This window comes from Mesorhizobium sp. CCNWLY176 (assembly GCF_037153935.1).
GTDB lineage: Bacteria > Pseudomonadota > Alphaproteobacteria > Rhizobiales > Rhizobiaceae > Mesorhizobium_M > Mesorhizobium_M zhangyense.
This window is the reverse complement of record NZ_JBBBDZ010000026.1, coordinates 29,954-56,662: the sequence shown is the minus strand read 5'-3', so window position 1 is coordinate 56,662 and position 26,709 is coordinate 29,954. Positions and strand designations below refer to the sequence as shown.

The 26,709-nt window shown below is 62.8% G+C and carries 28 protein-coding genes and 1 tRNA gene; 10 read left to right on the top strand and 19 right to left on the bottom strand.

The features are described from left to right. Positions 1-92: 92 nt before the first annotated feature. The 7 genes from WBQ96_RS27325 to WBQ96_RS27295 all read right to left on the bottom strand — a co-directional run bounded on the left by WBQ96_RS27325 (position 93) and on the right by WBQ96_RS27295 (position 5,485). Positions 93-974, bottom strand: a complete 882-nt coding sequence (locus WBQ96_RS27325; RefSeq protein WP_336555889.1) for a 3-hydroxybutyryl-CoA dehydrogenase — start codon at positions 972-974, stop codon at positions 93-95. A gap of 116 nt (positions 975-1,090) precedes the next feature. Beyond that, positions 1,091-2,020, bottom strand: coding sequence for an electron transfer flavoprotein subunit alpha/FixB family protein (locus tag WBQ96_RS27320; RefSeq protein ID WP_336555891.1), 930 nt, complete (start codon positions 2,018-2,020; stop codon positions 1,091-1,093). 24 nt (positions 2,021-2,044) lie between these two features. Then, positions 2,045-2,791: an electron transfer flavoprotein subunit beta/FixA family protein gene (locus WBQ96_RS27315; RefSeq protein ID WP_336555893.1), complete on the bottom strand. Its 747-nt coding sequence runs from the start codon at positions 2,789-2,791 to the stop codon at positions 2,045-2,047. Positions 2,792-2,998: 207 nt separating this feature from the next. After that, positions 2,999-3,769 (bottom strand): rhomboid family intramembrane serine protease, encoded by a 771-nt coding sequence (locus tag WBQ96_RS27310; RefSeq protein ID WP_336555894.1) that lies wholly within the window; start codon positions 3,767-3,769, stop codon positions 2,999-3,001. A 30-nt stretch (positions 3,770-3,799) separates the two neighbouring features. Beyond that, positions 3,800-4,381, bottom strand: a complete 582-nt coding sequence (locus WBQ96_RS27305; RefSeq protein ID WP_336555896.1) for a cob(I)yrinic acid a,c-diamide adenosyltransferase — start codon at positions 4,379-4,381, stop codon at positions 3,800-3,802. A 25-nt stretch (positions 4,382-4,406) separates the two neighbouring features. Beyond that, positions 4,407-4,598 carry a twin transmembrane helix small protein gene (locus WBQ96_RS27300; RefSeq protein ID WP_336555898.1) on the bottom strand — a complete coding sequence of 64 codons (192 nt, stop codon included), beginning with the start codon at positions 4,596-4,598 and terminating at the stop codon, positions 4,407-4,409. Positions 4,599-4,618: 20 nt separating this feature from the next. Beyond that, positions 4,619-5,485, bottom strand: a complete 867-nt coding sequence (locus WBQ96_RS27295; RefSeq protein ID WP_336555900.1) for an SDR family oxidoreductase — start codon at positions 5,483-5,485, stop codon at positions 4,619-4,621. Positions 5,486-5,552: 67 nt separating this feature from the next. Here WBQ96_RS27295 and WBQ96_RS27290 point away from each other — a divergent pair, with 67 nt between their 5' ends. After that, positions 5,553-6,404: a YihY/virulence factor BrkB family protein gene (locus WBQ96_RS27290; protein ID WP_336555902.1), complete on the top strand. Its 852-nt coding sequence runs from the start codon at positions 5,553-5,555 to the stop codon at positions 6,402-6,404. On the opposite strand, the gene WBQ96_RS27285 is transcribed toward WBQ96_RS27290, so the two are convergent. After that, on the bottom strand, positions 6,371-7,279 hold the full coding sequence (locus tag WBQ96_RS27285; RefSeq protein WP_336555904.1) for a DMT family transporter: 909 nt from the start codon (positions 7,277-7,279) through the stop codon (positions 6,371-6,373). The genes WBQ96_RS27290 and WBQ96_RS27285 overlap by 34 nt on opposite strands. Positions 7,280-7,428: 149 nt before the next feature. On the opposite strand from WBQ96_RS27285, the gene WBQ96_RS27280 reads away from it, so the two are divergent. Continuing rightward, entirely contained in the window at positions 7,429-7,716 is a 288-nt protein-coding gene (locus WBQ96_RS27280; protein ID WP_336555906.1) for a hypothetical protein, read from the top strand. Positions 7,717-7,724: 8 nt separating this feature from the next. Here the strand turns inward: WBQ96_RS27280 and gluQRS are convergent, their stop codons facing one another. Further along, a complete protein-coding gene (gene gluQRS / locus WBQ96_RS27275) occupies positions 7,725-8,612 on the bottom strand; it encodes a tRNA glutamyl-Q(34) synthetase GluQRS (protein ID WP_336555908.1) in 888 nt (295 codons plus the stop codon). 73 nt (positions 8,613-8,685) lie between these two features. On the opposite strand from gluQRS, the gene WBQ96_RS27270 reads away from it, so the two are divergent. Both WBQ96_RS27270 and WBQ96_RS27265 read left to right on the top strand, forming a co-directional pair. Then, a complete protein-coding gene (locus WBQ96_RS27270) occupies positions 8,686-9,345 on the top strand; it encodes a DNA-3-methyladenine glycosylase family protein (RefSeq protein ID WP_336555910.1) in 660 nt (219 codons plus the stop codon). A gap of 110 nt (positions 9,346-9,455) precedes the next feature. After that, positions 9,456-10,013, top strand: coding sequence for an HNH endonuclease (locus WBQ96_RS27265; RefSeq protein ID WP_336555911.1), 558 nt, complete (start codon positions 9,456-9,458; stop codon positions 10,011-10,013). 243 nt (positions 10,014-10,256) lie between these two features. On the opposite strand, the gene WBQ96_RS27260 is transcribed toward WBQ96_RS27265, so the two are convergent. Both WBQ96_RS27260 and WBQ96_RS27255 read right to left on the bottom strand, forming a co-directional pair. Beyond that, on the bottom strand, positions 10,257-10,775 hold the full coding sequence (locus WBQ96_RS27260; protein ID WP_336555912.1) for a disulfide bond formation protein B: 519 nt from the start codon (positions 10,773-10,775) through the stop codon (positions 10,257-10,259). Positions 10,776-10,797: 22 nt separating this feature from the next. Further along, positions 10,798-11,385 carry a YqaA family protein gene (locus WBQ96_RS27255; RefSeq protein ID WP_336555914.1) on the bottom strand — a complete coding sequence of 196 codons (588 nt, stop codon included), beginning with the start codon at positions 11,383-11,385 and terminating at the stop codon, positions 10,798-10,800. Positions 11,386-11,527: 142 nt separating this feature from the next. On the opposite strand from WBQ96_RS27255, the gene WBQ96_RS27250 reads away from it, so the two are divergent. The 3 genes from WBQ96_RS27250 to WBQ96_RS27240 all read left to right on the top strand — a co-directional run bounded on the left by WBQ96_RS27250 (position 11,528) and on the right by WBQ96_RS27240 (position 14,010). Then, positions 11,528-11,612 (top strand) — tRNA-Leu (locus WBQ96_RS27250). A gap of 239 nt (positions 11,613-11,851) precedes the next feature. Further along, entirely contained in the window at positions 11,852-13,393 is a 1,542-nt protein-coding gene (locus WBQ96_RS27245; protein ID WP_336555916.1) for a calcium-binding protein, read from the top strand. Positions 13,394-13,590: 197 nt separating this feature from the next. After that, positions 13,591-14,010, top strand: coding sequence for a low affinity iron permease family protein (locus WBQ96_RS27240; protein ID WP_165121260.1), 420 nt, complete (start codon positions 13,591-13,593; stop codon positions 14,008-14,010). Positions 14,011-14,029: 19 nt separating this feature from the next. On the opposite strand, the gene WBQ96_RS27235 is transcribed toward WBQ96_RS27240, so the two are convergent. After that, positions 14,030-14,248: an alkylphosphonate utilization protein gene (locus WBQ96_RS27235; RefSeq protein WP_336555918.1), complete on the bottom strand. Its 219-nt coding sequence runs from the start codon at positions 14,246-14,248 to the stop codon at positions 14,030-14,032. A gap of 164 nt (positions 14,249-14,412) precedes the next feature. Between WBQ96_RS27235 and WBQ96_RS27230 the strand changes: the two genes are divergently transcribed. Continuing rightward, entirely contained in the window at positions 14,413-16,047 is a 1,635-nt protein-coding gene (locus tag WBQ96_RS27230) for an acyl-CoA synthetase (protein WP_336555920.1), read from the top strand. A gap of 39 nt (positions 16,048-16,086) precedes the next feature. Here WBQ96_RS27230 and WBQ96_RS27225 read toward each other — a convergent pair whose 3' ends face one another. The 5 genes from WBQ96_RS27225 to secA form a co-directional block, all read right to left on the bottom strand. After that, on the bottom strand, positions 16,087-16,401 hold the full coding sequence (locus WBQ96_RS27225; RefSeq protein ID WP_165121262.1) for an antibiotic biosynthesis monooxygenase family protein: 315 nt from the start codon (positions 16,399-16,401) through the stop codon (positions 16,087-16,089). A 218-nt stretch (positions 16,402-16,619) separates the two neighbouring features. Continuing rightward, the gene (locus tag WBQ96_RS27220) at positions 16,620-17,903 is read right to left on the bottom strand and encodes a GNAT family N-acetyltransferase (RefSeq protein ID WP_336555923.1); all 1,284 of its coding nucleotides are present in this window, start codon (positions 17,901-17,903) and stop codon (positions 16,620-16,622) included. After that, positions 17,903-19,312, bottom strand: a complete 1,410-nt coding sequence (locus WBQ96_RS27215) for a lipopolysaccharide biosynthesis protein (protein ID WP_336555924.1) — start codon at positions 19,310-19,312, stop codon at positions 17,903-17,905. Before WBQ96_RS27215 ends, WBQ96_RS27220 begins: the two co-directional genes overlap by 1 nt. Before the next feature lie 83 nt (positions 19,313-19,395). Then, the gene (locus WBQ96_RS27210; RefSeq protein ID WP_336555925.1) at positions 19,396-20,124 is read right to left on the bottom strand and encodes a class I SAM-dependent methyltransferase; all 729 of its coding nucleotides are present in this window, start codon (positions 20,122-20,124) and stop codon (positions 19,396-19,398) included. A gap of 97 nt (positions 20,125-20,221) precedes the next feature. Continuing rightward, positions 20,222-22,945: a preprotein translocase subunit SecA gene (secA, locus tag WBQ96_RS27205; RefSeq protein WP_336555975.1), complete on the bottom strand. Its 2,724-nt coding sequence runs from the start codon at positions 22,943-22,945 to the stop codon at positions 20,222-20,224. A 241-nt stretch (positions 22,946-23,186) separates the two neighbouring features. Here secA and WBQ96_RS27200 point away from each other — a divergent pair, with 241 nt between their 5' ends. Further along, complete coding sequence (locus WBQ96_RS27200) at positions 23,187-24,104, top strand: peptidylprolyl isomerase (RefSeq protein WP_165121267.1); 918 nt, start codon at positions 23,187-23,189, stop codon at positions 24,102-24,104. A 92-nt stretch (positions 24,105-24,196) separates the two neighbouring features. On the opposite strand, the gene WBQ96_RS27195 is transcribed toward WBQ96_RS27200, so the two are convergent. Continuing rightward, positions 24,197-25,600, bottom strand: a complete 1,404-nt coding sequence (locus WBQ96_RS27195) for an MFS transporter (RefSeq protein ID WP_336555928.1) — start codon at positions 25,598-25,600, stop codon at positions 24,197-24,199. 136 nt (positions 25,601-25,736) lie between these two features. Further along, positions 25,737-26,354, bottom strand: coding sequence for a TetR/AcrR family transcriptional regulator (locus WBQ96_RS27190; RefSeq protein ID WP_336555977.1), 618 nt, complete (start codon positions 26,352-26,354; stop codon positions 25,737-25,739). 106 nt (positions 26,355-26,460) lie between these two features. Between WBQ96_RS27190 and WBQ96_RS27185 the strand changes: the two genes are divergently transcribed. Next, a complete protein-coding gene (locus WBQ96_RS27185; RefSeq protein ID WP_119815194.1) occupies positions 26,461-26,700 on the top strand; it encodes a hypothetical protein in 240 nt (79 codons plus the stop codon). Positions 26,701-26,709 lie beyond the last annotated feature (9 nt).

Sequence of the window (26,709 nt, the reverse complement as noted above, 5' to 3'; positions counted from 1 at the left end):
TATCGTGAGTTTCGAGTGCTTTAACCGCATCATGCCATCCTAAGAGAACAAATCTCCTAGGACAGCCCCAAAAGTAAACTGTCCCCTTCACCTCAGCGCGTCGGCACCGGGTGTTCGCCGCGATAATCATAAAAACCGCGTCCGGTCTTGCGGCCGAGCCAGCCGGCTTCGACATATTTCACCAGCAGCGGGCAGGGGCGGTATTTCGAGTCCGACAGCCCGTCATGCAACACCTGCATGATCGACAGGCAGGTGTCCAGCCCGATGAAATCGGCAAGTTGCAGCGGGCCCATCGGATGGTTGGCGCCGAGCTTCATCGCCGTGTCGATCGCATCGACCGACCCGACGCCTTCGTACAGCGTATAGATCGCCTCGTTGATCATCGGCAGCAGGATGCGGTTGACGATGAAGGCCGGGAAGTCCTCGGAGACGGTGGTCGTCTTGTCGAGCTTGTGGACGAATTCCTTGGCGGCTTCGAACGTCGCGTTCTCGGTGGCGATGCCGCGTACCAGCTCGACCAGCTTCATCACCGGCACCGGGTTCATGAAGTGGATGCCGATGAAGCGTTCAGGCCGGTCGGTCTGGGCGGCCAGGCGTGTGATCGAGATCGAGGAGGTGTTGGTGGCGAGGATCGCTTCCGGGTTCAACTGCGGGCAAAGCTGCGCATAAATCTTGCGCTTGACGGTCTCATCCTCGGTGGCCGCCTCGATGACGAGATCGGCGCTTGCGAGATCGGCCATGGTGGGCGCTGCTTCGATGCGTGCCAGCGCTGCCTGCCGAACCTTGTCATCAAGCTTTCCGCCGGCCACCTGACGGGCGAGATTGCCGCTGATCGTGGCGATGCCCTTCTGGATGTTGTCGCCGGAAATATCGTAGAGTAGCACCTTGTAGCCCGACAGGGCCGAGACATGGGCTATGCCGCTGCCCATCTGGCCTGCGCCGATGATGCCGATCGTCTCGATGGTAGCACTCATTACACTGATCCCGTCATGGAGCCTTTTTGGCTCGTCTTTTGTGCAGTGCAAACTAAAAGAGCGGGGAGACTTCGTCTACCCCGCTCCCGTGATTTTGTGCGCTACCTGTTCTAAAGTCAAAGCGCCTTTTCAAGCTCCGGCAGGATGGTGAAGAGGTCGCCGACGAGGCCGTAATCTGCGACCTGGAAGATCGGTGCTTCCTCGTCCTTGTTGATGGCGACGATGACCTTCGAGTCCTTCATGCCGGCCAGATGCTGGATCGCACCGGAGATGCCGACCGCGATGTAAAGATCGGGTGCGACCACCTTGCCGGTCTGGCCGACCTGCCAGTCGTTGGGCGCATAGCCGGCATCGACCGCAGCGCGGGAAGCGCCGACGGCGGCACCGAGCTTGTCGGCGACGGGCAGGATGACTTCCTGGAACTTCTCCGCCGAGCCGAGCGCACGACCGCCCGAGATGATGATCTTGGCCGAGGTCAGTTCCGGACGGTCATTGTCCGAAAGCCTGTTCTCGACAAAGGTCGACAGGCCAGGATTGGCGGCTGCCTTTGCCGTCTCGACCGCAGCCGAGCCGCCTTCGCCCGCTGCCTGGAACGAGGCGGTGCGCACGGTGATGACCTTCTTGGCGTCGGTCGACTGCACCGTCTGGATGGCGTTGCCGGCATAGATCGGACGCTTGAAGGTGTCGGCCGAGACGACCTCGATGATTTCCGAGATCTGGGCGACGTCGAGCAGGGCTGCGATGCGCGGCGAGACGTTCTTGCCGCTGGCGGTGGCCGGAGCGATGATCGTGTCGTAGGAACCCGCGAGCGAAACCACGGTCGCGGCCAGCGGCTCGGCGAGGCGCTGCTCGAGTTCGTCGGCCTCGACCAGCAGAACCTTGCGCACGCCCTTCAGCTTGGCTGCGGCATCTGCCGCTGCCTTGGCGCCCTTGCCGGCGACCAGAACGTCCACGTCCGAACCGATCTTGAGGGCTGCCGACAGCGCCTTGGCCGTCTGGTCCGACAGCGATGCATTGTCATGTTCGGCGATGAGGAGAATTGCCATTTTTGTTTCCCTTTCCTTCCGAACTCAGATCACGCCGGCGGACTTGAGGCTGGACACGAGTTCTGCCACGTCCTTGACCTTGACGCCTGCCTTGCGGCCACCCGGCTCCTCGGTCTTGACGACCTTGAGGCGCGGCGTGACATCGGCGCCGAAATCGGCAGCGGTCTTTTCATCCAGCGGCTTCTTCTTGGCCTTCATGATGTTGGGCAGCGAGGCATAGCGCGGCTGGTTCAGACGCAGGTCCGTCGTCACGATCGCCGGAAGCTTCAGCTCCACCGTCTGCAAGCCGCCGTCGACTTCGCGCGTCACCTTGGCTTTGTCGCCGGCGATCTCGACCTTCGAGGCGAAGGTGCCCTGTGCCCAGCCGAGCAGTGCCGAAAGCATCTGGCCGGTCTGGTTGGCGTCGTCGTCGATCGCCTGCTTGCCGAGGATCACAAGACCCGGCTGTTCGGCCTCGACAACGCCCTTCAGAACCTTGGCAACGCCAAGCGGCTCGACTTCGCCGTCGACCTTGACCAGGATGGCGCGGTCAGCGCCCATGGCCAAAGCGGTGCGAAGCGTTTCCTGCGCCTGCTGGGGTCCGATCGAGACCACGATGATCTCTTCGACCTTGCCGGCTTCCTTCAGGCGGATCGCCTCTTCAACCGCGATCTCGTCGAACGGGTTCATCGACATCTTCACATTCGCAAGCTCGACACCCGAGCCGTCCGACTTCACTCGGATCTTCACGTTGTAGTCGACAACCCGCTTGACGGGCACGAGAACTTTCATGTGCTTTTCACCTCTCTGATGACTTTGGAGCGCTCACTAGCAGAGCGAGGCCCCGTCCATTTGTCGAATGGCGACATAATGGACCAGAAAACGGAAATCCCTATGCGCACTTCCGGTGGCAACTAGGCTTCCGCAAGCGGGCGGACCCTAGTTAGCCACCGAATGCACGTCAATATCCGCAACGAACCCAAATCGGTTGAATTCGAACTACTGTCTTCCCCAACGCGTCGTCGGCTGTGCCTCGACGGGGGCGACCGCACTTGGCTGTTCGACCTTGACTGCACGCGGCGTCACGATCTCCCTGTCGAGGATCGGCACATCGCGCCGTCGCAGGATCAGAACCAGTATGGCGCCGGCGATGATGCCGCCGGCATGACAGGCCCAGGAAATCTGGTCTTCTCCGCCAAGCGCCAGCATGGAAAACTGGAAAATGATCCAGAGGCCGAGGGTGATATAGGCGGGAATGCGCAGCGGTATGCGGGCAAAGGCCAGGATCCAGACCTTCACGCGCGGATGCAGAATGAGGTAGGCGGCGACGATGCCGGCAATCGCGCCCGACGCGCCGATCAGCGGCATCTGCGAGTCCGGCGCTATCAAGCCATGCACAACGGCACCCGAGATTGCGCACAGCAGATAAAAGATCAGATATTTGATGTGGCCGAGCGCATCCTCGACATTGTCGCCGAACACCCAGAGAAACAGCATGTTGCCGCCGAGATGGAAGATGTCGCCATGCAGGAAGGCATAGGTGACATAGGTCAGCGGCTCCGGCACCAGCGCGTAGCCGGGCGGCAGTTCGGCCAGCCCGAAGGATACGGAGGGTATGTAGCCGAGGCCAAGCACCGTGGCCTGCGCTGCCTGCTCGCTTTCAAAGGCCGTAAACAGGTAGACGATGATGTTGGCTACAATCAGCCCGATCGTCACATATTGATGCTTGATGTATTTGAGGCTGTTGGCATCGTGCAGCGGAATGAACATCGCGGTTTCTTCCGCCCCTTCACTGAATTGTCACCTGTTCTTGCCCGGCACCCATAGCACATCGGCATTTCCGTTGTCATTGACGACACGGGCGGCAACGAACAGGAAATCCGAGACGCGGTTGATGTATTTGATGCCGTCGCGGTTGACGTGCTCGGCCGGGTCCTGCGCCAGCGCCACCATGATGCGTTCGGCGCGCCGGGCCACTGTGCGCGCCAGATGAAGGGCTGCGGCTGCCGGCGATCCGCCAGACAGCACGAAGGAGCGCAGCGGCTGAAGATCCTTATTGAGGAGGTCGATGTCGGCTTCCACCCGCTCCACCTGAGAGGGGATGATGCGCAACGGCTCATAGCCGAGCGGCTTGCCGTCGTCGGGTGTGGCGAGGTCGGCGCCGAGGTCGAACAGATCGTTCTGGATGCGGGCGAGCATGGCGTCGATATCGGGGTGCTCGGGGCCCGTATGCACGCGCGCCAGGCCGATGCAGGCATTGGCCTCGTCGACCGTGCCATAGGCGTCGACCCGGATATCCGATTTCAGCCGGCGCTCGCCGGTGCCGAGGCCGGTGGTGCCGTCGTCGCCGGTGCGGGTGTAGATCTTGTTGAGCTTGACCATCTGGCTCCCCCCGTCGGTCGAAGAATCAGCCGCGGTTGAAGTAGACCGCCAGCAGGATGAGAACCAGCGCGATGAACTGCAGTAGCACGCGCGCCTGCATCAGCTTGTTCGAGGTGGTGCTGGAGCCGCCACGCATCATGTTGGCGAGGCCGCGGATCAGCACGATCACCACGATGACCATGACCACGACGGCAAGGATGTTGAAGACGGTTGCCATTGGATTTCCAGCTTCGTTTTTCAGGCCTGCGACGCGAGCACGCGGTAAAACAGCGAAGCGGGCAGGATACGTTTCAGAATAACGCCGATTTTGGCTGGCGTCGTCACCACATAATGCGGTCTCGGTTTCGGCGATAGGAGGGCGTGGCGCAATACCGCATAAACCGCGTCCGGCTTGAGCTTGAGCCGCGACTTGGAACCGCCGGCGCGCAGGCGTGCAAGCTGGCCCTCATAATCCCTGCGGTGCACCGAATTCTCGTGATCGATGTTTTTCAGGAACCATGCCAGTCCATTCGAGGCGATCTTCGATTCGATTGGGCCGGGCTCGATCAGTGACACCTCGATACCCGAGCCTTGCAGCTCGGCCCGCATGCACAGCATCAGTCCTTCCAGAGCGTGCTTGGAAGCGGCATAGGCGCCGCGCCATTTGACCGGCGTCAGGCCTAGGATCGACGAGCAATGGACGATGCGGCCGTGACCTTGCGCACGCATGACCGGTACGATGCGCCGGGTCAGATCGTGCCAGCCGAAGAAATTGGCCTCGAACTGCTCGCGCAACGCCTCGACCGGCAAATCCTCGACGGCGCCTGCCTGGGCATGGGCGCCGTTGTTGAAAAGCGCGTCGAGCGTGCCGCCAGTGCGTTCCAGCACGGACCCGACGAGTGCTGCGATCGAATCAGCTTCGCGATAGTCGAGATAGAAAGCCTCAAGGCCCTCAGCCTCGAGTGCGGCGATGTCTTCGAGTTTTCGCGCCGTGGCAAAAACCCGCCATCCATCGGCCTTCAAGGCGCGTGCGCAATGAGCTCCGATGCCCGAGGAGGCGCCGGTTACGATAATCGTGCGCAACTTTTGCGTTGGCGCGGTCGTTGTTCCACCATCACTTGCCATTTGCGGCAAACCCTTCCCATATTCGCGGCCGGGACACAATCGAGGGAAAAGCGCGGATGCAGGCACGTTGAGGAAGATCGTTGCGATCAAGCGTGTGCTTTATGACGCGCTCGGCCATTTCAACTATGATGACGGCTGGTCTATGGCCAGTCATCTGGCGATCTCGGCTCTTATGGCTCTGTTTCCGTTCCTCATCTTCGCCACCACGCTGGCGAGTTTCCTCGGCGCGCAGGCGTTTTCGGAAACCGCGGTGCATCTCGTCTTCGACACATGGCCCGAGCAGATCGCCGCACCGATCGCACGCGAGGTGGTCAATGTGCTGACGGTACAGCGCACCGACCTTCTCACCTATGGTGTGGTGCTGGCCGCCTTCTTCGCCTCCAACGGCATCGAAGCGCTGCGCACCTCACTCAACCGCGCCTATCGCGTCACCGAAACAAGGACCTTCATCTATCGCCGTCTCCAGAGCCTGCTCTTCGTGCTGATAGCCACGATCGGCTTCGTCGCCATCAGCGTGCTGTTGGTCCTCGCGCCGCTGCTATCGAGGCTGCTGCGGGCGAATTTCGTCTGGATAGAGCCTTATATGGGCACCATCACGCTTTGGCGTTTCGTGATCGCTTCAACGGTGATCGTGCTTGGCCTTGTGGCGGTGCATTTCTGGCTGCCGGCGGGCAAGCGCCGCTTCGTCACCATCGTGCCTGGCATCGTCTTCACGCTGGTGGCCTGGCTGGTCGGCTCGACGGTTTTCGCGACCTATCTCGACAATTTCTCGTCCTATGTGACGACCTACGCCGGCCTCGCCTCGATCATGATCGCGGTGGTCTTCCTCTACATCGTCTCGGCGATCTTCATCCTCGGCGGCGAGTTGAACGCGTCGATCACACGTTATCTGGAAGCGCGGGCGCGCGTAGGGGCCTGAACTTTCGGGCTGCTTTGGGCGGTGGCCAAACCCACGCCAAAAGTCGCCAGCGCCATGCCGGCAAGCTGCACCAGCGTCAGTTGCTCGCCGAACAGCGCCCAGGCCATGATCGCGGTGACCGCCGGCACGAGATAGAATAGCGATGATACTTTCGACATCTCGCCGTCGCGGATCATTATCATCAGCAGGAACACCGCGCCGATCGACAGCACCAGCACCAGCCATGCCATGGCGAAGATCAGTTCGCCGTTTATCGTCAGAGTGTGCGTCTCGAAGGCGAGCGAGGCGAGCAGCATCACCACTGCCCCGCCGACATACTGATAGAACGTGCCCGTCACCAGATCGCCGCCGGTGACGAAGCGCTTCTGCCAGATCGTGCCGGCGGTGATCGCGGCCATGCCGATGGTGGCGGCTGTCAGCGTCTGCCATGTCACGCCACCGCCGAGCGTGCCGAGTTTCGGCGACAAAACGACTATGACGCCGACAAAGCCGACTGCCAGGCCGGTCCAGTGGCGCGGGCGGATTTCCTCGCCTAGAAGCTTTCCGGCAAAGAGCGCGGTGACCAGCGGCTGCAGGCTGGCGATGAGGGCCGCAAGCCCCGCCGGCAGGCCCTGGTGGATGGCCCAGAAGACGCCGCCGAGATAGACGCCGTGTATCAGCGCGCCGGCGGTTGCCGCATGCAGCGCCGCGCGCCGGTCCATGCCGCGTGCGCCGAGAATCGCCATCAATGCGCCGAGAATGACGAAGGCGATCACGAAGCGCGCGGCCAGGAACGTAAACGGCTCCGCCCAGGGCATGGCGTAGCGCGCGCCGATGAAGCCGGTGGACCACAAAAGGACGAAGGTGGCGGGTATGAACCGCTTGAGCAGGGGCATTTCGGCGGGCTGGGTCCGTTTGTCGGTGAGATCGCTCTAATGCGAATCATTCGGGCAAGCAAAGTGAAACGGTTGATCCATAGTTTCAGGAGCGTTGAACCGGGTGGGGTTCAAGGGACATGCACGGTCGCCTTCTGGAGGGGCGCTGCATGCTTTGGAATCTCGAGTCGGGCTGGCTGATGATGGCCGTTGCCGCGGTCGGCGTCATGGCGTTGTTTTTCGGATCCGCCCTTCACGCCATCATGCGCGACGACGGCTTCGGCCCTGTCGGCAATATGGTTGTGTTCACCGCTGGTTTCTTCGCGGCGATCGTGCTGGTCAATTCCTGGGGCGTCAGGCTGGGCGACCTGACCCAGGCCATGGCGACCGGCCTCGGCGGCGCCTTCATCGTGATTGCCGTGCTAGCGCTGCTGAAGGCCGGCATTTCCCGTATCTGACTTTTCGGTCAAAAGCCGACGAGACGCCGTACCTCGACGGGCGTCGTGCCGTTTTCCCTGAGCGCCGCCAGCCCGGTATCGCCAAGGCTTTTCGACAGTTTTCGCCCGTCCGGCCCGGGGATCAGGCGGTGATGGAAATAGACGGGCGCGGGCAGGCCGAGCAGGTGCTGCAACAGGCGCTGGATGCCGGTCGCGGCGTAAAGATCACGGCCGCGTACGACGTGGCTGACGCCCTGCAGCGCATCGTCTGCCACGACCGACAGATGATAGCTGGTCGGGATTTCCCTGCGCGCGACGATGACGTCACCCCAGTCCTGAGGACGGGCTTCGATCTCGTTCGAGGCGCTCAGCGTCTCGTCGGCATATTCGGTCCACGACAGGGGTTCGGCCAGACGCGCGATTGCCGCGTCGGTGTCCAGCCGCCAGGCGAAAGGAGCGCCATCGTCGATGCGTCGCCTCCGCTCCGATGGCGAAAGCGCCTTATCCAGCGCCGGATAGAGCGGCGCGCCGTCCGGGTCGCGCGGCCAGTCGCGTCCGCGCTTCTCGCTCTCGGCGATATGGGCGCGGATTTCGCCCCGGCTCATGAAAGCGGGATAGACGAGTTCCTCGCCGATCAGCCTTTGCAGCAACGCCTCGTAGTCACCGAAATGTTCCGACTGGCGGCGAACCGGCTCTTCGCAGGTCAGACCAAGCCATGCCAGATCGCGAAAAATGCCTGCCTCGAATTCCGGCGTGCAGCGAGTCGTGTCGATGTCTTCTATGCGCAGCAGCAGGCGCCCGCCTTGGGCCTCGGCGAGCTTCGCATTGAGCAGCGCCGAGTAGGCATGGCCGAGATGAAGCTCGCCATTCGGGCTCGGCGCGAAGCGAAAGACCGGTATGGCAGGAGTGTTGGTCACGGCAGCGGAATTCGGATTGAACGGGTCATCGCCCGATTGCTACTTTGCCGCGCCATAAGGAACAAGAAAAACCATGCGCCGCATCACCTCGCTTGACGACATTGCCGACGGGCTCGACGCGCTTTGCATCATAGACCCGCGCCTGACGGCGGTGCGCGCCATGGCCGGCGAGGTGCCGCTGCGGCTGTCAGAGCCGGGCTTTATCAGCCTCGCTTCCATCATCGTTTCGCAGCAGGTGTCGCGGGCAAGCGCCGATGCGATCTTCGGACGGCTGGTGAACCTTGTCGATCCGCTGACGCCGCAGGCGCTCATCGATGCCGGCGAAGACATGTTTCGCGAGGCCGGTCTGTCGCGGCCGAAGCAGCGCACGCTGCTCGCGGTCTCGCAAGCCGTGCGCGACGGGCTCGACCTGCACCACCTCTGCGGGCTCGATGCGGAGGAGGCGATCGGCCACATGACGGCGGTGTCCGGCATTGGCCCATGGACGGCGGAAGTCTATCTCCTGTTCTCGGCCGGGCACCCCGACATCTTTCCGGCGCGCGACGTCGCCCTGCAGACGGCGGTGGGGCAGGCGCTCGGCGTCGACCCCCGTCCGGGCGAGAAAGCGCTCATCGCCCTGGCCGAATCATGGGCGCCCTGGAGAGGGGTCGCGGCACGACTTTTTTGGTCCTACTACCGTGAAACACGAGGTCGTGACGCTGCACCTCCGGTCGATATGCCAAAAAAAGCCTGAAATATATGGTTTTTTGGCCCCTCGGATGATGGTGAAACCGCTTCACATCCCTGTCATCTCGGGCTTACAGTATCCGTGCCGAACGGTTCGATGAGCAAGGAGGTTTAGACGTGACGGTTGCCGTATCTCCGGATGGGCTTCCAGCGCTGGTGCTGAACGCGGATTACCGCCCGCTCAGCTATTACCCCCTGTCGCTCTGGTCGTGGCAGGACGCCATCAAGGCTGTCTTCCTCGACCGGGTGAACATCGTTGCCGAATACGAGCATTCGGTGTCCTCGCCGTCCTTTTCGATGAAGCTGCCGAGCGTCGTCAGCCTGAAAAGCTACGTCAAGCCGTCGCGCCATCCGGCGTTCACGCGCTTCAACGTTTTCCTGCGCGACCGCTTCCAGTGCCAGTATTGCGGCACGCCCGAGGACCTGACCTTCGACCATGTCATCCCCCGCCATCGCGGCGGCGCCACGACCTGGGAAAATGTCGTTGCGGCCTGTTCGCCCTGCAATCTGCGCAAGGGCGGCATGATGCCGGCTTATGCCAAGATGTGGCCGATGCAGAAGCCCTACCACCCGACCGTGCACGACCTGCACAACAACGGCCGGATGTTTCCACCCAACTATCTGCACGAAAGCTGGATGGATTATCTGTACTGGGATGTCGAGCTGGAGCCGTAAAGCACTTTCGGGTTGGAAATCGCTCTACGTTGCCCCCCTCTGGCCTGCCGGCCATCTCCCCCACAGGTGGGGAGATTAGCTTTCATCGCGACTTTCGCCGACCTTCAACGTCTCAGAATATGCGTGACGAGCTAAGCTGCTGATCTCCCCACCTGTGGGGGAGATGGCCGGCAGGCCAGAGGGGGGCAACGTCGAGCGGAATCAGTCAAATGGTATCTGTAGCGCTGGGCTATTTGTTGTCGCTCACGCCTTCCCAGTCGCACCACGAAACGCGATAATCGTCAGCACCAGGCTGGCGATGGCATTCCAGCCGGCAAGCGACAGGCCGAGGATGCGCAGCGCGGCCTTGTCGCAGGATGGCGGGATGACGGTGTTGAGCGAATCGAGCACGCCGCCGGTTCCTCCGGTCGCCGGAGCCGAAACCGCGCCGCAATCGGTCGGGCCGGCCCACCATGCCCATTCGACGCCGGAGTGATAGACGCTGAGATAGAGGCCGTAAGCCATCAGCAGCCCGCCGATGAGCAGCAGGCCGCGCGTGATCACCGCAGGCAAATGCAGGGCGGATGACAGCGCCGCAATCGCCATCAGCGGCACGCCGACATAATAGGGCGTGCGCTGCTCGAGGCAGAGCTTGCAGGGCATGTAGCCGCCGAGATGCTCGAAGCCGAGTGCCGAGCCGACCACCGCCGCCATGCCGACGAGAAGGATGAGCGCGGTCGCGGTCTGGACGCTGCTGGTGGGCTGGGTGAGGGTGCGCGACATGAGGTCTGTGTCCGTTTCGGCGTCAGAGAACGTATTTGATCACGATATAGAGCAGGATGACCGCGCCGGCACCAGCGCCGGCAATGAGCCCGAGCCGCTTTTCGATAAATTCGCGGATCGGCTCGCCATAGCGGCGCAGCAGCCATGCGAGGAAGAAGAAGCGTGCGCCGCGCGCGATGATCGCCGAGACGATGAACAGCCAGATGTCGACATGCATGACGCCGGCCAGAATCGTCACCACCTTGATCGGCGGCAGATGCGCCAGCCCGGAAGTCACCAGCATCAGCAGGATGAAGCCCATGCCCGAACCGGTGCGCAGGGCCTCGAACTCGTCGAACTTGCCGTAGAATTCCAGCACCGGCTTGGCGATGCTTTCATAGGCGTAATAGCCGATATACCAGCCGGCGATACCGCCGAGCACCGACGCTATCGTGGCTATCAAGGCATAGCGATAGGCGCGTTCGGGCCGCGAAAGCGCCATCGGCAGGTAGAGCACGTCTGCCGGAACCAGGAAGATCGAGCTTTCGACGAAGGCAATGAAGGCGAGCCACCATTCGGCGGATTTGCGCGCGGCCAGCGACAGGGTCCAGTCGTAGAGTCTGCGAAGCATGAAAAATTCCGTTGGTGGGTGGCTCTGTCTAGAAAGATTTCTATGGCCGCACAATGGCGGTTCCTTCACGAAATCGACAGGGGGCAGTTGACGACACGGGGTCGCACCGTATAGTCCGCAGCCGTCCACCCGAAAGGGCCGGGCCCCCTTGGCGGAATTGGTAGACGCGCCTGACTCAAAATCAGGTTCCGAGAGGAGTGCTGGTTCGATCCCGGCAGGGGGCACCATCGACTGAAAGTCGTATCGCGATCTCAATCGTTTGAACTATGCGGCGCCCGTTGGCGTCCACCCCATTTGGGGGTATCGGGCCTCGCCGCTTTACGGCAATCTCCGCGCATGCAACGCGGGGAGCGTCTGCCTGAAACACTGAGACGGAATGCATCGTCGTTCGCCGGCGGTGCCTTTCCTCGCGGCCTTACCGGCGGAATTGACTTCCCATGTTGGTAGCGCAACGCGGGAGATTTTTATGGCTACGTTGACGGTGAGTTTTCCAGGTGGGGTCTATCCACTGGGCCTCGACTACAATCCCAGCATAGGCGAGCTGGTCAATCTGAACAACGCCACGGTCGTGTCGTCATCGGCCACGCAGCGGGTGCTGCAAATGGAAAACGGCCTCAAGATCAAGCTCATCGGCACCGGTTTTACCTATGATGCCCAGGGCCATGTTACCGGCGGCACGCTGACCTCGTCACAGTTGCTGCAGAGCAACGGCACGACAGTCCTCCAGACACTGTCCGGGATCAATCGCCCGTTTGCGGATGTCTACGACGCAGCCGAGACCTTCAGCGGCTGGGATCTCAATGCCTGGCTGATGAGCGGCAACGACACGATCAATGGCTCTGCAGGCCACGACGATCTCTATGGCCACGCAGGAAACGACACGCTCAATGGCGGCGATGGCGACGACTTTCTCGTTGGCGGTGCGGGTAAGGATACTTACAACGGCGGCAACGGCTACGATCAGATCAGCTTCGCCGAATATGAAACGACAGCGCTCCGTGGCGTCAATATCAACGCGGTGACCCGTATCGCGGTGGATCAATGGGGCAATAGCGAAAGCTTTACCAGCATCGAATCCTTCCGCGGAAGCCAGTTCGCCGATGTCATGCTTGGCTCGGCGGCCAGTGAGCAGTTCATGGGCATGAACGGCCGCGACCGCATCGATGGCGGTGGCGGCATCGATGAGGTCCGTTACCATCGCGACGCCAATTGGGGCGGCAATGCCGGCGTGAACGTCAACCTGACGACCGGCGTTGCCATCGACGGCTTCGGCAAGCAGGACACGCTTCTCAACATCGAGAACGTTCGGGGCACCGCGGTCAGCGACGTACTCGTCGGCAGTGCGGTCAGCAATGTGCTTCGGGGCGAGGCCGGCAATGACTCGCTTAACGGCATGGCGGGCGCCGACACGATGAAGGGCGGAACGGGCAACGATACCTATTATGTCGACAATGCCGGCGACATCGTCGACGAGCTTTCGGACGGCGGAAGCGGCACCGACAGGGTGCTGTCGTCAATCTCCTTCAGCCTTGCCAATACGACCCAGGTGAAAGGCACGGTGGAGAACCTGACCCTGACCGGAACCGGGGCAATCTCGGGTACAGGCAATGCGTCGGCGAACACGATCGTCGGCAACGGGGGCAACAATATTCTCAATGGTGGGCTCGGCAATGACACCCTCACCGGCGGTGCCGGCAGTGACACATTCTTCTTCAGCACGGCGCTGAACGCGTCAACCAACAAGGACACGATCACCGACTTCAACGTGGCTGCCGACACGATCCGGCTGGAAAATGCGATTTTCACCGGCCTGGCTGCCGGAACGCTGACGGCTGCTGCTTTCCATACCGGTTCTGCGGCGGCCGATGCCAATGACCGCATCATCTACAACAAGACGACCGGTGCCTTGCTGTTCGACAAAGATGGTTTGGGGGGTGCTGCCGCGGTTCAGTTCGCGGCCATCACGCCCAACCTCACTCTGACGAACGCGGATTTCTTCGTAGTTTGATTGCGGGCGGGGGCCTGCCGGAGCCGTTGTTGCAGTTCCTGCGGCGGCGGCTCCGTGTCCCCATCCCATTCTCGTGCCTATGCGCCAAAGCCATCTGTCGGCCTGCGGCGGAACAATCCTGATCCCATCGCCGTTTCTACCGCGCCCGGCCGACATCGAGAGCCGGTGCGCGTTTCGTCGCCGGGAAATTTCAGGCCATGTCGTTCAACAAGATGTTCACCAGCGCTGCCAACAAGGTTGCGCATGCAGCCGGCATGCCGGCAACCTTCGTCGGCTGTTGCGCCATCATCGTCGTCTGGGCGGCCACCGGCCCGTTTCTCGGCTTCTCCGATACGTGGCAGTTGGTCATCAACACCGGAACGACCATCGTGACGTTCCTGATGGTGTTCCTCATCCAGAACACGCAGAACCGCGACGGCGCCGCGATCCAGGCCAAGCTCGACGAACTCATCCGCGTCAGCGAGGGCGAAAACAAGTTCATCGGCATCGAGCATCTCACCGAGGAAGAAGTCGAGGATTTTCGGCTGAAATGCGAGCAGGCGGCCAAGCGGGCGGATCGTGCTGCCGACCGGGCAAATCGCGCGGTGGCGAAGCAAACCGCCAAGGCTGCGAAGTAGGCTGCTGCCGGTATCCCGTTCAGGCCTTCTTGAGAAAGGCCGTCTTCAGCACCAGTCCCTTGACCTTCTCGGCGTTGCATTCGATCTCTTCGGCGTCGTCCGTCAGTCGGATATTGCGGACCATCGTCCCGCGCTTCAGCGTCACCGATGTGCCCTTGACCTTCAGGTCTTTGATCAGCGTGACGGAATCGCCATCCTTCAGCACGTTGCCGTTGCTGTCCTTCACCACGTCGCTCATGAATTTCCCTTCCGCGCCTCATATGTCAGCGTTCCAGTAATGGGCACGGGCACCGCGCGCAACATGGCATGATCGCCGGCGTCGATTGACGGCGCGGCTCCTGGCGCGGTATCTGCCACCGGTCGCTCCATCCGGCGATGATTTCAGGGTTCAATCCACGATCCATGCTCGAACGGCGCGACGACTATCTAAGTCTCTACCGCGATTTTCGCTGGCGGATTCCGCAACGATTCAACATCGGCACCGCCGTCTCCGATCATTGGGCGACGCGCGAGCCGGATCGCGTGGCACTTCTCGATTATCGCGCTGAAGGTGAAGCCGAGAGTCTCACCTATGGTGAACTCGCTGCGAGATCGAACAGCTTCGCCAACGGCCTGCGCGCGCTGGGCGTTCGGCGCGGCGACCGGGTGGCACTGCTTCTGCCGCAGTCTTTCGAGACGGTCATTGCTCATATCGCGATCTATAAGCTCGGCGCCATCGCCGTGCCGCTGGCGCTGCTGTTCGGCGTCGAGGCGCTGGAATACCGGCTGCAGACCGCCGGCGTGAAGGCGGTGGTGACCAATTCGAACGGCGCTGCGAAGCTTGCAAAAATCGGCAGCCGCCTGACCGATCTGGAAGCGGTCGTTTCCATTGATGGCGCGCAAGGCGGCGTTCGCGATTTTCACCGCATCGTTGCCGACCATCCGCCGTCCTTCATTGCCGAGGACACGACGCCGGACGATCCTGCGATGATGATCTTCACCTCCGGCACCACCGGACCGCCGAAAGGCGCGCTGCATGGGCACCGCGTGCTTCTCGGCCATCTGCCGGGCGTGCAGACGGCCTATGAATTCCTGCCGCAGCCCGGCGACCTGATGTGGACGCCGGCGGACTGGGCCTGGGCCGGCGGCTTGCTCAACGCGCTTCTGCCTTCGCTCTATTTCGGCGTGCCCGTGGTTTCCGCCCGCTTTGAAAAGTTCGATCCCGAAGCAGCCCTCGGTCTTGTCGAGAAGATGGGGGTGCGCACCGCTTTCATACCGCCGACGGCACTGCGCATGCTGAAGAGCGTGGAGGACATCCGCAAGCGCTTCCGGCTCAAGCTTCGCAGCGTCGGCTCGGCGGGAGAATCGCTCGGCCGCGAGACCTATGACTGGGCGCGGGCGGAGTTCGGCCTGACGGTCAACGAATTCTACGGCCAGACCGAGTGCAATCTCGTGCTGTCCTCCTGCGCGGCACTCGGCGTCAGCCGGGGCGGGGCGATCGGCAAGCCGGTGCCGGGGCACGAGGTCGCGATCATCGATGCCGAGGGGCGGCGGATGAAGCCCGGCGAGGTCGGCCAGATCGCGATCCGGCGACCGGACCCGGTGATGTTCCTCGAATATTGGCGCAGCCCCGAGGCGACCGCGAAGAAATTCATCGGCGACTGGATGACCACCGGCGACCAGGGCATCGAGGACGAAGACGGGTATTTCCAGTTCTTCGGCCGCGACGACGATGTCATCACCTCCGCTGGTTTCCGCATCGGCCCTGGCGAGATCGAGGATTGCCTGACCGGTCACCCAGCTGTCGCGCTGGCTGCTGCCGTCGGCAAGCCGGACGCGCTGCGCACCGAGATCGTCAAGGCCTATGTCGTGTTGAAGGACGGCTTCGTCGGCGATGCAGCACTTGGTGACGAGATCAAGCTGTGGGTGCGCGAAAGGCTCTCGGCACATGAATATCCGCGCGAGGTGGAATTCGTCGATTCCATGCCGCTGACCACCACCGGCAAGGTCATCCGCCGCATTTTTCGCGACAGGGCCAAGCGCGAAACGGGGCGTTGAATGGGCAGGCCGGAAACCCCGGCCTGCCAGCTTGCTCCTTCATTCCACCGTGCAGGCTACTTCGTAGAGGCCGGGATGGGCCTCCCCGAGCGCCTTGTTGCGCTCGAGAAAGCCGCTCGAAAGCAGGTGCTCGAACACGCGCCGCATCGCGAGCTGGTCACGGGCCTGGGCATAATTGACCACGCGCCGGCCATCGAGACTGCGGTGAAGGCTGGCCGAGATCCAGCCGGGAACCGTCCGGCAACTTTCTGCTGCTTCCTGCAAAAGGTCGATCAATGGCTGCTGGCCGCCGTCCGGCACGATGAACATGTTGATCTGGGTGATGATGCCGCTGTCGGCACGAATGATGGGCATTGGTTTCTCCTTCGGTAAACGCCCGGCGCGAAGGAGTGCTGATCGAGCGAAACCCTGACACGCCAAGCCGGGGCGCAAAAGCGCGCGCCTGCTTGCCGTGGGTTTCCACATGGGGCGGAAACGGAGCTTCCGGGTTGCGGAAGGGAGCGGGCTTACCTTTTGCCGCTTCAGGTCCTTTTCGACACCGGCTTTTTATCACCGGCGATCGTTTGCGGCAATCACCGGCGCTTGAGTAGGCTGCGCACCCGGTTGCGCAGGATGCGGGCTATGTTGCGCGTCTCGCGGTAGAGGTGAAGCTGGGACGCTGCCTGTCGCGCGGCGCGGTCGGCGTCGGGTGTCAGGCCGATCACCATCGTGCCCGTCTTCTTGCGCTCCGACCACAGCCGGCTCATTACCGGGTGGTCGGGCACGGCGCAGGAATCGGTCATCATGATGTTGGGATCGTCGAGATGCTGCCGCGTCACCTCGATCATCAGCAGCGTGCCGGGCGAATAGGTGGCGTATTTCTCGTCATAGGCCGTTTTCCACGTATAGGCGACGCCGGCCTCGACGAAGACGATCAGCGAGGCGATCACCTCGCCGTTGAGCAGCAGCGAGTGCACCCTGCACATATCCTGCTCGGACAGCCGGTGCACGGCCTCGCGGGCGAAGGCGGCGCGGTAGCGGTCGATCGCCATGGCGGTACGCTGGCGACCCTTCCAGCCGGCAGCTTCGAGCGTCAGGAAGGCTTCAAGGCCGTGGCGGATGTCATCCTGGCCGCGTGCCACGACATGCTCCAGCCTGCCGTGCTCGGCCAGCCGGCGCTTGAGCCGGCGGAATTCGCGATAGTGATGCGAACGCAGCGACGCCTTCAGATAGTCATCGCCTTCAAGCTCGCTCTCGAGCACGGGCCGCTCGGCTTCGCTGGTGATGACCAGCGGCAGGCCGCGCGCCTCCGAGACGGTGCGCAGGACGCCGGCCACAGCCCCTTCCAGCCGCACGTCAGGCAGCACGAAGACCTTCGGCAGCTTCAGATGCGGACGCGCCAGAATGGCGAAGAAATCCTCCAGCACACCCTGCGGGTCGTCGCGATCGACGAGCGGCATGCCGAGCGGGCCGAACGGGCTCGACCATGTCCGCATGATGGGAACGCCGAGCGGCACGCCGGGCCTTTCCACCGAGAAAGGCACCAGCAGGCGCAGGCGGTTGCGGTATTCGTCGCCATCGCGGATGACGGCGAGCCGCACCTCCCGGTCCTCAAGACGCGGCATGGCCGGCGCGAGAAAGCGCGGATTGAAGAAGACATTCGGCTCGATCGTGCGGCTGCACAGATGGTCGAGTTCCTCGATCAGGTCGAAGCCGGCGGAAGCGGGGTAGATCGCCAGCCGGCGCGGTGGTCGCGTGCTTGCCAGCAGTTCGACATGCGCCGGGTCGACGGCCTTGGCCGGCAGCCCGGCGAAGCCGGAAATCATCGTGCCGGCGGGTCCGCCGCTGGTTTCCTCAAGAAGGGGAATTGCTACCATCAGCGGCCTCCCTGCATGGCCGTTGCCGGAATGAAGATCGCCATGACGATGCCGAGCTTTCGCCAGACGGTGAAGGAAAGGGCGCTGGCCTCGAATATCATCGCCACCGCCGTTGAGATCGCCGCGCCCCACAGTCCGAACTGCGGGATGAACACCACGTTGAGGCCGATGTTGATCGCCAGAGTCAGCGCGTAGACGAGGGCGCAGATGTTCTGGTTGCCGCTCATGGTGAGCAGGCTTTCGCAGGGGCCGACCGCGGCACGCGCCACCACGCCGAACACCAGCACGAACAGCAGGGGGTAGCCGGCATCGAAGCCGGGTCCGAACAGTTTCAGCATGGGCTCGCCGAGTGCGAGCACGGCCAGCGCCATGGCGACCGAGGGCCAGAAGGTCCATGTCACCGTCTCACGGGCGAAGGCTGCCAGCCGGCTGGGGTCGCCATGGGTGAACTGCGCGTAGCGCTGTGCCACGCCGGCCTTGACCGCGAAATAGACGAAGTGCACCAGCGCCAGCGTCTTCACCGTGGCAAAATAGACGGCGACATCTTCCGGGTTCATGTAGGCGCCGACCATCAGCACGTCGGCATTGGTCAGGATGAAGAAGAAGCTCTCGACCAGGAAGATCGGCACCGAAACCATGAACCAGCTCCGGAAGTGCACTTTCTTCGGGCCGGCTGGAACCTTGGCGTCAACGCGGCGCGTGACGCTGACCAGCTGCAGGATGGTCGTTGCATAGGTCGCCATGATCGCGGCGACCACGGCTGTCGTCGCCGTCGGTGGATAGCCGATGAAAAGCGCACCGACCATGAAGACGAGGATCAGCACCGGCCGGGTCAGGTAGGTCGGCGAAAGCGCCGAAATCGCCCAGGAGTGCGCCCGCGAAATGCCCTGCAGCACATCCGACAGCGCGATCATCGGCATGCAGATGACGCCGAGCAGGAAGGGCACGACGTAATAGTTCTCGATATGCGCCTCGAACAGCCAGATGGCGAGCGCGCCGAGGCCTGCCATCACAGTTGAGGCGACCAGCGAAAAGACGCGGCTGGTGACGAGCACGCCGCGCAGTTCGGCCATGCGGCCCTTTTCGCGGTATTCGGGGATGAAGCGGATGACGGAGGTGTGGAAGCCGAAGCAGGACAGGTTGCCGACGATGATCATCGTCACCCAGACCAGCACGAAGATGCCGTATTCGAAGCTGCCCATCCAGCGCGCCAGAAGCACCTGGCTGACGAAGGCGATAAGGGCGCTGACGATGCGGATGGAGAACGCGATCAGTGACATGCGGCCGGCTTCGCCGCGCTCGTCGGCGGAGAAAAGCGCTGCATCGATCTGGTCAAGCAGCGGCTTCGCGCGCAGCGCAAGGCGCGCGGGCAGCAGTCGCTCGGCAGTCGTTGCCGCGGAAAAACGCACCCCAAACACTCCGATTTCCAAAAAGGACGCTTACGCAAAAGTCTTTAAGAAACGGTTCGGTCTCAGGGTTTTCGCCGAAACGTCTAGCGTTGGGCGGCCACCAGCATCATCATCGGCCGTTCCATTTCATCAGTCAGACCGGGATTTGCAGCGAACTGTTGCGCGGTCGGGCTCCACTCCTCGACATGCCGGATCGTGAAACCCGCGCCGATCAGTGTGTTGAGCGTCGTGCCGATGGTGCGGTGCTGCTTGATGACGCCCTTGGCGAACCAGTCGGTTTCGCGGGGACCTTCAATGGCATAGCGGTTGACCGGCCATGTCCTGTTGCCGTCGGCGTCCAGCGACCAGCCGGGATGCGTCGGCGTCATGAAGATCGGATGCTCGATGGTGAAGACGAAATGCGCTCCGGCAACCAGCGCGCGGTGCACCGTCTGCACCAGCCTGCCGAAATCCTCGATGTAGTGAAAAGCCAGCGAACTGTAGGCGAAATCGAAGGACGCCCCGGGCAGTTCGAGCTTTTCCAGATCGGCGATGGCGTATTCGATGTTCGGCTCGGCGGTGTCGGCCCGCGCGCGGGCAATCATGTTCTCCGACAGATCGAGCCCGAGCACATGCGCGGCCCCACGTTCGCGTGCCCAGCGGGCGAACCAGCCGAAACCGCAGCCAAGATCGACGACGCGCTTGCCCGAAAGATCCGGAAGCATGGCACGGATCGACGGCCATTCCGGCGCTCCGTCAAGCCCGTGGACGGAACGGTTGAGCTGGCTGTAGCCGGCAAAGAACTCGGACTTGTCGTAGATATTCTGCGCCATTTTTGGGCCTGACTAGTCAGCCACATGGCGCCGCCGGACAGCCAGCCAACAGTTAAGCCGCCTGACTGTTCAGGCGGCTTCGTTTGCTGGCTTCACGTCAGGCGAAAGCACCGTGGCAGTGCTTGTATTTCTTGCCCGAGCCGCAAGGGCAGGCCTCGTTGCGGCCGACCTTGCCCCAGGTGCGCTGGTCGGTCGGGTCGCGGTCTTCGGCGGCGACGACGCGGCTGTCTTCCATGACTGCGGTCATGGTGTCACCGAAATCGTCCTCGCCGGTTGAGGCGTCGATGTGCTGGCCGAAGGTCTGCGGCGCCTGCGGCGGCGGGGCGTCGGCTGCCTCGCGCACCAGCTCGACGCGCATCAGCTGCGCGGTCACCGCCTGGCGCAGATTGCCGAGCATGGCCTGGAACAGCTCAAAACCTTCCGACTTGTACTCGTTCAGCGGGTCGCGCTGGGCATAGCCGCGGAAGCCGACGACCGAGCGCAGATGGTCGAGATTGACCAGATGCTCGCGCCACAGGTGATCCAGCGTCTGCAACACGACCGAGCGCTCGACATAGGCCATGACCTCGGGGCCGAAGCGGTCGGCGCGATCCTTGGCAACGGCGTTGGCCTGCTCGGTGATGCGCTGGCGGATATCTTCCTCGGCGATGCCTTCTTCCTGCACCCAGTCCTCGATCGGCAGATCGAGATTGAGATACTGGATGACGCCCTCCTTGAGGCCGGCGGCATCCCATTGTTCGGAATAGGCATTTTCTGGAATGTGCTTGGCGACGAGATCGTCGATCACGTCTTGGCGCATCTCGGCGACCGTCTCGGTCAGGCTTTCGCCGTCCATCAGATCGATGCGCTGGCCGAAGACGACCTTGCGCTGGTCGTTCATGACGTCGTCGTATTTCAGCAGATTCTTGCGGATGTCGAAGTTGCGCGCCTCGACCTTCTTCTGCGCCTTTTCCAGAGCCTTGTTGATCCAGGGATGGATGATGGCTTCGTCTTCCTTGAGGCCGAGCTTCTGGAGCATGCCGTCCATGCGCTCGGAACCGAAAATGCGCATCAGGTCGTCCTGCAGCGACAGGAAGAATTTCGAGCGGCCCGGGTCGCCCTGACGGCCGGAGCGGCCGCGGAGCTGGTTGTCGATGCGGCGGCTTTCGTGGCGTTCGGTGGCCAGAACGTAGAGGCCGCCGGCAGCGAGTGCCTTTTCCTTCAAGACGGCGATGTCGTCGCGGATCGCCTTTTCCTTGGCCTCGCGCTCCGGACCTTCCGGCATGTCGCCGAGCTCTTCTTCGATGCGCATCTCGGCGTTGCCGCCGAGCTGGATGTCGGTGCCGCGGCCGGCCATGTTGGTGGCGATGGTGATGGCGCCGGGCTTGCCGGCCTGGGCGACGATCGAGGCTTCGCGCTCATGATGGCGGGCGTTCAGAACCTGGAAGTCCTTGAAACCGTCCTGGCGCAGGCGCTCGGCAAGCTGCTCCGACTTCTCGATGGAGGTCGTGCCGACCAGCGTCGGCTGGCCCTTGGAGCTTGCTTCCCGGATCTCCTTGACGATCGCCTTGTATTTTTCCTCGACGGTCCGGTAGACCTCGTCGTCCTCGTCGATGCGGAGCACGGACTGGTTGGTCGGCACTTCGGTGACTTCGAGACCGTAGATGTTGCCGAATTCTTCCGCTTCCGTGGAAGCGGTACCGGTCATGCCGGCGAGCTTCGAATACATGCGGAAATAGTTCTGGAAGGTGACCGAGGCCAGCGTCTGGTTTTCCGGCTGGATGGCCACGTGTTCCTTGGCTTCCAGCGCCTGGTGCAGGCCTTCGGAGAAGCGGCGGCCCGGCATCATGCGGCCGGTGAACTCGTCGATGATGACGATCTCGCCATCCTTGACGATGTAGTCCTTGTCGCGCTGGAACAGGCGGTGAGCCTTCAGCGCGTTGTTGACGTGGTGGACGATGGCGACGTTCTCGACGTCATAGAGCGACTCGCCCTTCAGGTGGCCGGCATCGCGCAGCAGGTTTTCCAGCTTCTCGGTGCCGTCCTCGGTGAAGATCGCGGTCTTCTGCTTCTCGTCGACCTCATAATCTTCGGGCGTCAGCTGCAGCATGAAGGCGTCGACGGTGTTGTACATCTCCGAGCGGTCCTCGAGCGGGCCGGAAATGATCAGCGGCGTGCGCGCCTCGTCGACCAGGATCGAGTCGACTTCGTCGACGATCGCGTAATTGTGATTGCGCTGCACCATCTGGGCGCGCTCATATTTCATGTTGTCGCGCAGATAGTCGAAGCCGAGTTCGTTGTTGGTGGCGTAGGTCACGTCGCAGGCATAGGCCTCGCGGCGCTCCTCGTCGCTCATGCCGTGGACGATGACGCCGACGGTGAGGCCGAGGAACTTGTAGATGCGGCCCATCCATTCGGAGTCGCGCTTGGCGAGGTAGTCGTTGACGGTGACGACATGGACGCCCTTGCCGGTCAGCGCGTTGAGATAGACGGGCAGCGTGGCGACCAGCGTCTTGCCCTCGCCGGTGCGCATCTCGGCGATGCCGCCGCCATGCAGCACCATGCCGCCGATGAGCTGAACGTCGAAGGGACGCAGGCCAAGCACACGCCGTGCTCCTTCGCGCGCCGTTGCGAATGCCGGGATCAACAGGTCGTCGATGTCGGCGCCATTGGCCAGGTCCTGCCGGAACTGGTCGGTGCGGGCGCGCAGCTCATCGTCGGTGAGCGCGCGCAATTCATTTTCTATCGCATTGATCGCCTCCACCCTGGGGCGCGTCGACTTGACGCGGCGATCATTGGAGGAGCCGAAAATCTTACGGGCGATGCCGCCGAGACTGACCATCAAAGGGCCTTTCAATTCGAATCTTGCCGGCGGTGTGCCGACTTAACCCGCTATCCTACTAACCGGATCAGGTTGAAACAACGAAAAGCGCCCGGGAAAACGGTTCTGGACGCAAAGTCGAAGGACAGATAAGAGGGGGCACAAGCGATGTCAACGTGGCAGCGTTGCTGTCTGTCGCGCCAAATTCGGCCACAATTGTGCTGATTTGAAAGTTCTTCCAATCCCCACCGGAGTGTTTCTGATGCCCTTTTCGTTCCGACGCGCCTCTTATGCCGGCCTGGGCGCTCTTATCGCGCTTGCAGTTCCGGCGGCCACGCAGGCCGTCGCGCAGGAAACCAAGCCGGCAGCCGCTGCGCCTGCGCCCGAGGCTGCAAAGCCGGTCGATCCCAAGACGGTCATCGCTACCGTCAACGGCCAGACGATCACCGAGGCCGACCTCGAGCTGGCGCTGGGCGACCTCGACCAGCAGTTCGCCCGGCTTCCGGCCGAGCAGCGCCGCGCCGCAGCGCTTTCGGCGACCATCGAAATCCAGTTGCTGGCAGCCGAGGCGAAGAACAAGGGTCTCGACAAGGATCCCGAATTCCAGCGCCGCATGAAGTTCCTGCAGGAACGCGCGCTGCACAGCGCCGTGGTCGAATCGGAAGTGTCTAAGAAGATCACCGACGAGGAAATCCGCGCCCGCTACGACAAGGAAATGGCTGATACCCCGCCTGTCAACGAGGTTCATGCCCGTCACATCCTCGTGAAGACCAAGGAAGAAGCGGACGCCATCATCAAGCAGCTCGATGGCGGCGCCAAGTTCGAGGACATCGCCAAGGAAAAGTCCACTGATGCCGGCTCCGGCACCAATGGCGGCGATCTCGGCTTCTTCGGCCCCGGCCAGATGGTGCCGGAATTCGAGAAGGCGGCTTTCGCGCTGGAAGTCGGAAAATATACCGAGCAGCCGGTGCAGAGCCAGTTCGGCTGGCACGTCATCAAGGTCGAGGACAAGCGTACCCAGCAGCCGCCGGCTTTCGAGCAGGTCAAGGAGCAGGTCCGTTCGCTTCTCCTGCGCGACAAGTATTTCGAGCTGGTCAAGTCGCTGCGCGGCGCGGCCAAGGTCGATGTCGCCGATCCCGAACTGAAGAAGGCCGTCGACGCGATGGAAGCGGCGAAGTAATTTTATTCTCGCGCCTGACCTCGTCAGGCTACAGAGTTTTGAGCAGGGGCTGCGGTTATTCGCGGCCCTTGTTTTTTTAGGTAGTCGGCTGGTTAAGCCTTCACCGCCGACCCGCTCAGCCGCCAAGCCGCCAGAAAACCTGCCAGCGCCATCGGCAGCGCGGTTATGAATACCCAGAAAGCGGTCGCCTGCGCCGTCTCGACCGTCAGGCCAGTGCCGAAGCCGACGAGGTTTGCCGTTGCGCCGGCGATTGCCGCACCGACAGCGCCGCCCGTCTGGCGCACGGCGATGAAGGCCGAAGCGCCGATGGCGCGATCCTCGTCTGAGAGCGCGCCCAGAATCCGCCGACTCATCAGGCTCGACGAAAAGCCGAAGCCGGCCCCCAAGGTGGCGGCGGCGAGGATTACGAACACCAACTGTGCCTGATGCAGCACCACCGCCAGCAGTGCCACGCCGGCCAGGATGCAGCCTGCGCCGATGCGTACCCAGCGGCGCTCGCCGGCGATGCTCGCCACGCCTGCAACTGCAACGGCGGCAAAAGTCCACGAAAGCGCCTGCACGCCCACCACATAACCGGCAAAGAGCGGCGAAAGGCCGTGCAGGGTCTGGAGGATGGCGGGACCATAGACGGTCAGCCCCATCGACGACGCCATCAGCGCAAACATGGCGGCATAGCCGGCGCCGCTGATGGTTCGCAGATCGCCGGCGCGATGCGGCAGCAGGCGAACCTTGGCCTTGGCGTCGATCCGCAGCACGAGGGCGAGGATCGCCAGCCCGACTGCGACGAGGCCGAGTGCTGCCAATGGCTGGCCCATCGTGTCGGCCAGCGAAATGGCGGCGACGCCCAGCCCCAGCGTACCGAGTTGCAGCCAGGGAATTCCGCTTTCGCCTTGCGAGCGGGTGGTGCCCTTAAGCAGAAAGGGCGTCGCGGCGCTGAAGATCACCGCCTGGATGGCGAACAGCCAGAACACCGATCGCCAGTTGCCTGTTTCGGCAAACAGCCCGCCGACCAGCGGCCCGAGTATGGTGGCGACGCCCCAGACGCCGGAAACGGCTGCGAATACCCGCGCCAGATGCCGCTCGGGAAAGAGGACCGCGATGGCGACCATGGCAAAGCCGGCGGTCCAGCCGCAGCCTACGCCTTGCAATACCCGGCCGGTGAGGAAGATGCCGATGGTCGGGGCGGCGGCGCTGAGCACGCAGCCCGCCGCCAGCACCAGTCCGGCAATGGCGGTCGCCAGGCGCAGGCCGAATATCTCCGAAAGCCGCCCAGCGCTCGCACCCGCCAGGATAGCGCCGACGAGAAAGCCGGCGACCGCCCAGCTGAAATAGGCGTAGCCGCCAAGTTCGGCGCCGACGCTCGGCATGATCGTGGCGGTGACGAGCGCGTCGGCGGCGTTCAGCCAAATGCCGAGACAGATCAGCGCGAAGCGCGGCAGCCTGCCTTCGGCGAGCAGGTCAGCCCAGCCGGTATTTGCCGGTGCCGGTGCTTCCATCGTTTTGTAGCCTCCACTTATGGAGACCGGCCTATCCCGGCATCGCCGGCGTCACAATGACTCAAGCTGGCCAAAACGGGTCGTCCAGCCGCGCGAACCGGGCAAGAAGCCCTGCCTTTCAACGCCTTGCGCGGCCTCAGGAGGGGGCTTTCCCGCCTTGGGCCGGTTTCCTCACTCCACGCAAAATGACCCCGACCGCCGTGCGGATCGTCGCCTCGTCCTCGTCGGTTCGCCCGGTCAACAGGTGCACCCAGGCATAGGATGCGACGAGATCGGCAACCAGCGTCGGCTCGACATCGGCGGCGACTTCGCCGCGTTCCCTGGCGCGCTCGATCATCAGCCCGGTGTGCTCGCGACGGCTGCGGCTGTAGTCGGCAAGGGCTGCCGCTGCGGCCTCGTCCGATTGCGCCTCGGCGATGATGGAGCGGAAAATGCTGCCCGACGGCGTTTCGCGCCAATGCCGAAAGAGCGACTTCAGAAACAGGACGAGGTCTTCCTCGATGCTGCCCGTGTCCGGATTGTCGACGCGCTTCTGGCGCTGGTAGACATCGATCAGCAGGGCAGCCTTGCTCGGCCACCAGCGATAGATCGTCGGCTTGCCGGCACGCGCCCGGCGCGCCACTGCCTCGATGGAAAAGCCGGCATAGCCCGCTTCCAGCAACACGGCCTGCGCCGCCTCGCGGATCGCGTCCGCGCTTGCCGGGTTGCGCTTGGCGCCGATCGAGCGGCGCGCTTCTTCCGGGCTGTCTGGCATCGTTTCCACCTCGCTCCTCATATTTCCTTAGCATGAGGTCTTGACGAAACGAAACGGCCCGTTTTATATAACGGAACGTTCCGTTTCGATTATATAGGAGAGGCGCATGTCCGCCACCACCAGTCCCAACCGCTTTTCCCGCCCGCGCTTTGCGCTACTCGTGCTGCTCGGCGCCTATCCGCTGCTCACCACTCTGCTCTATGTCGTCTTCCCGCTGACCGATGGCTGGACCATCTGGCAACGCACGCTCATTGTCGTGCCGGTGATGGTCTCGACCATGATCTGGGTGCTCATTCCCGGCGTGCAGAAACTGTTTCGCGGCTTCATAAATCCGGCCCGATCCTGATTCGCCGGC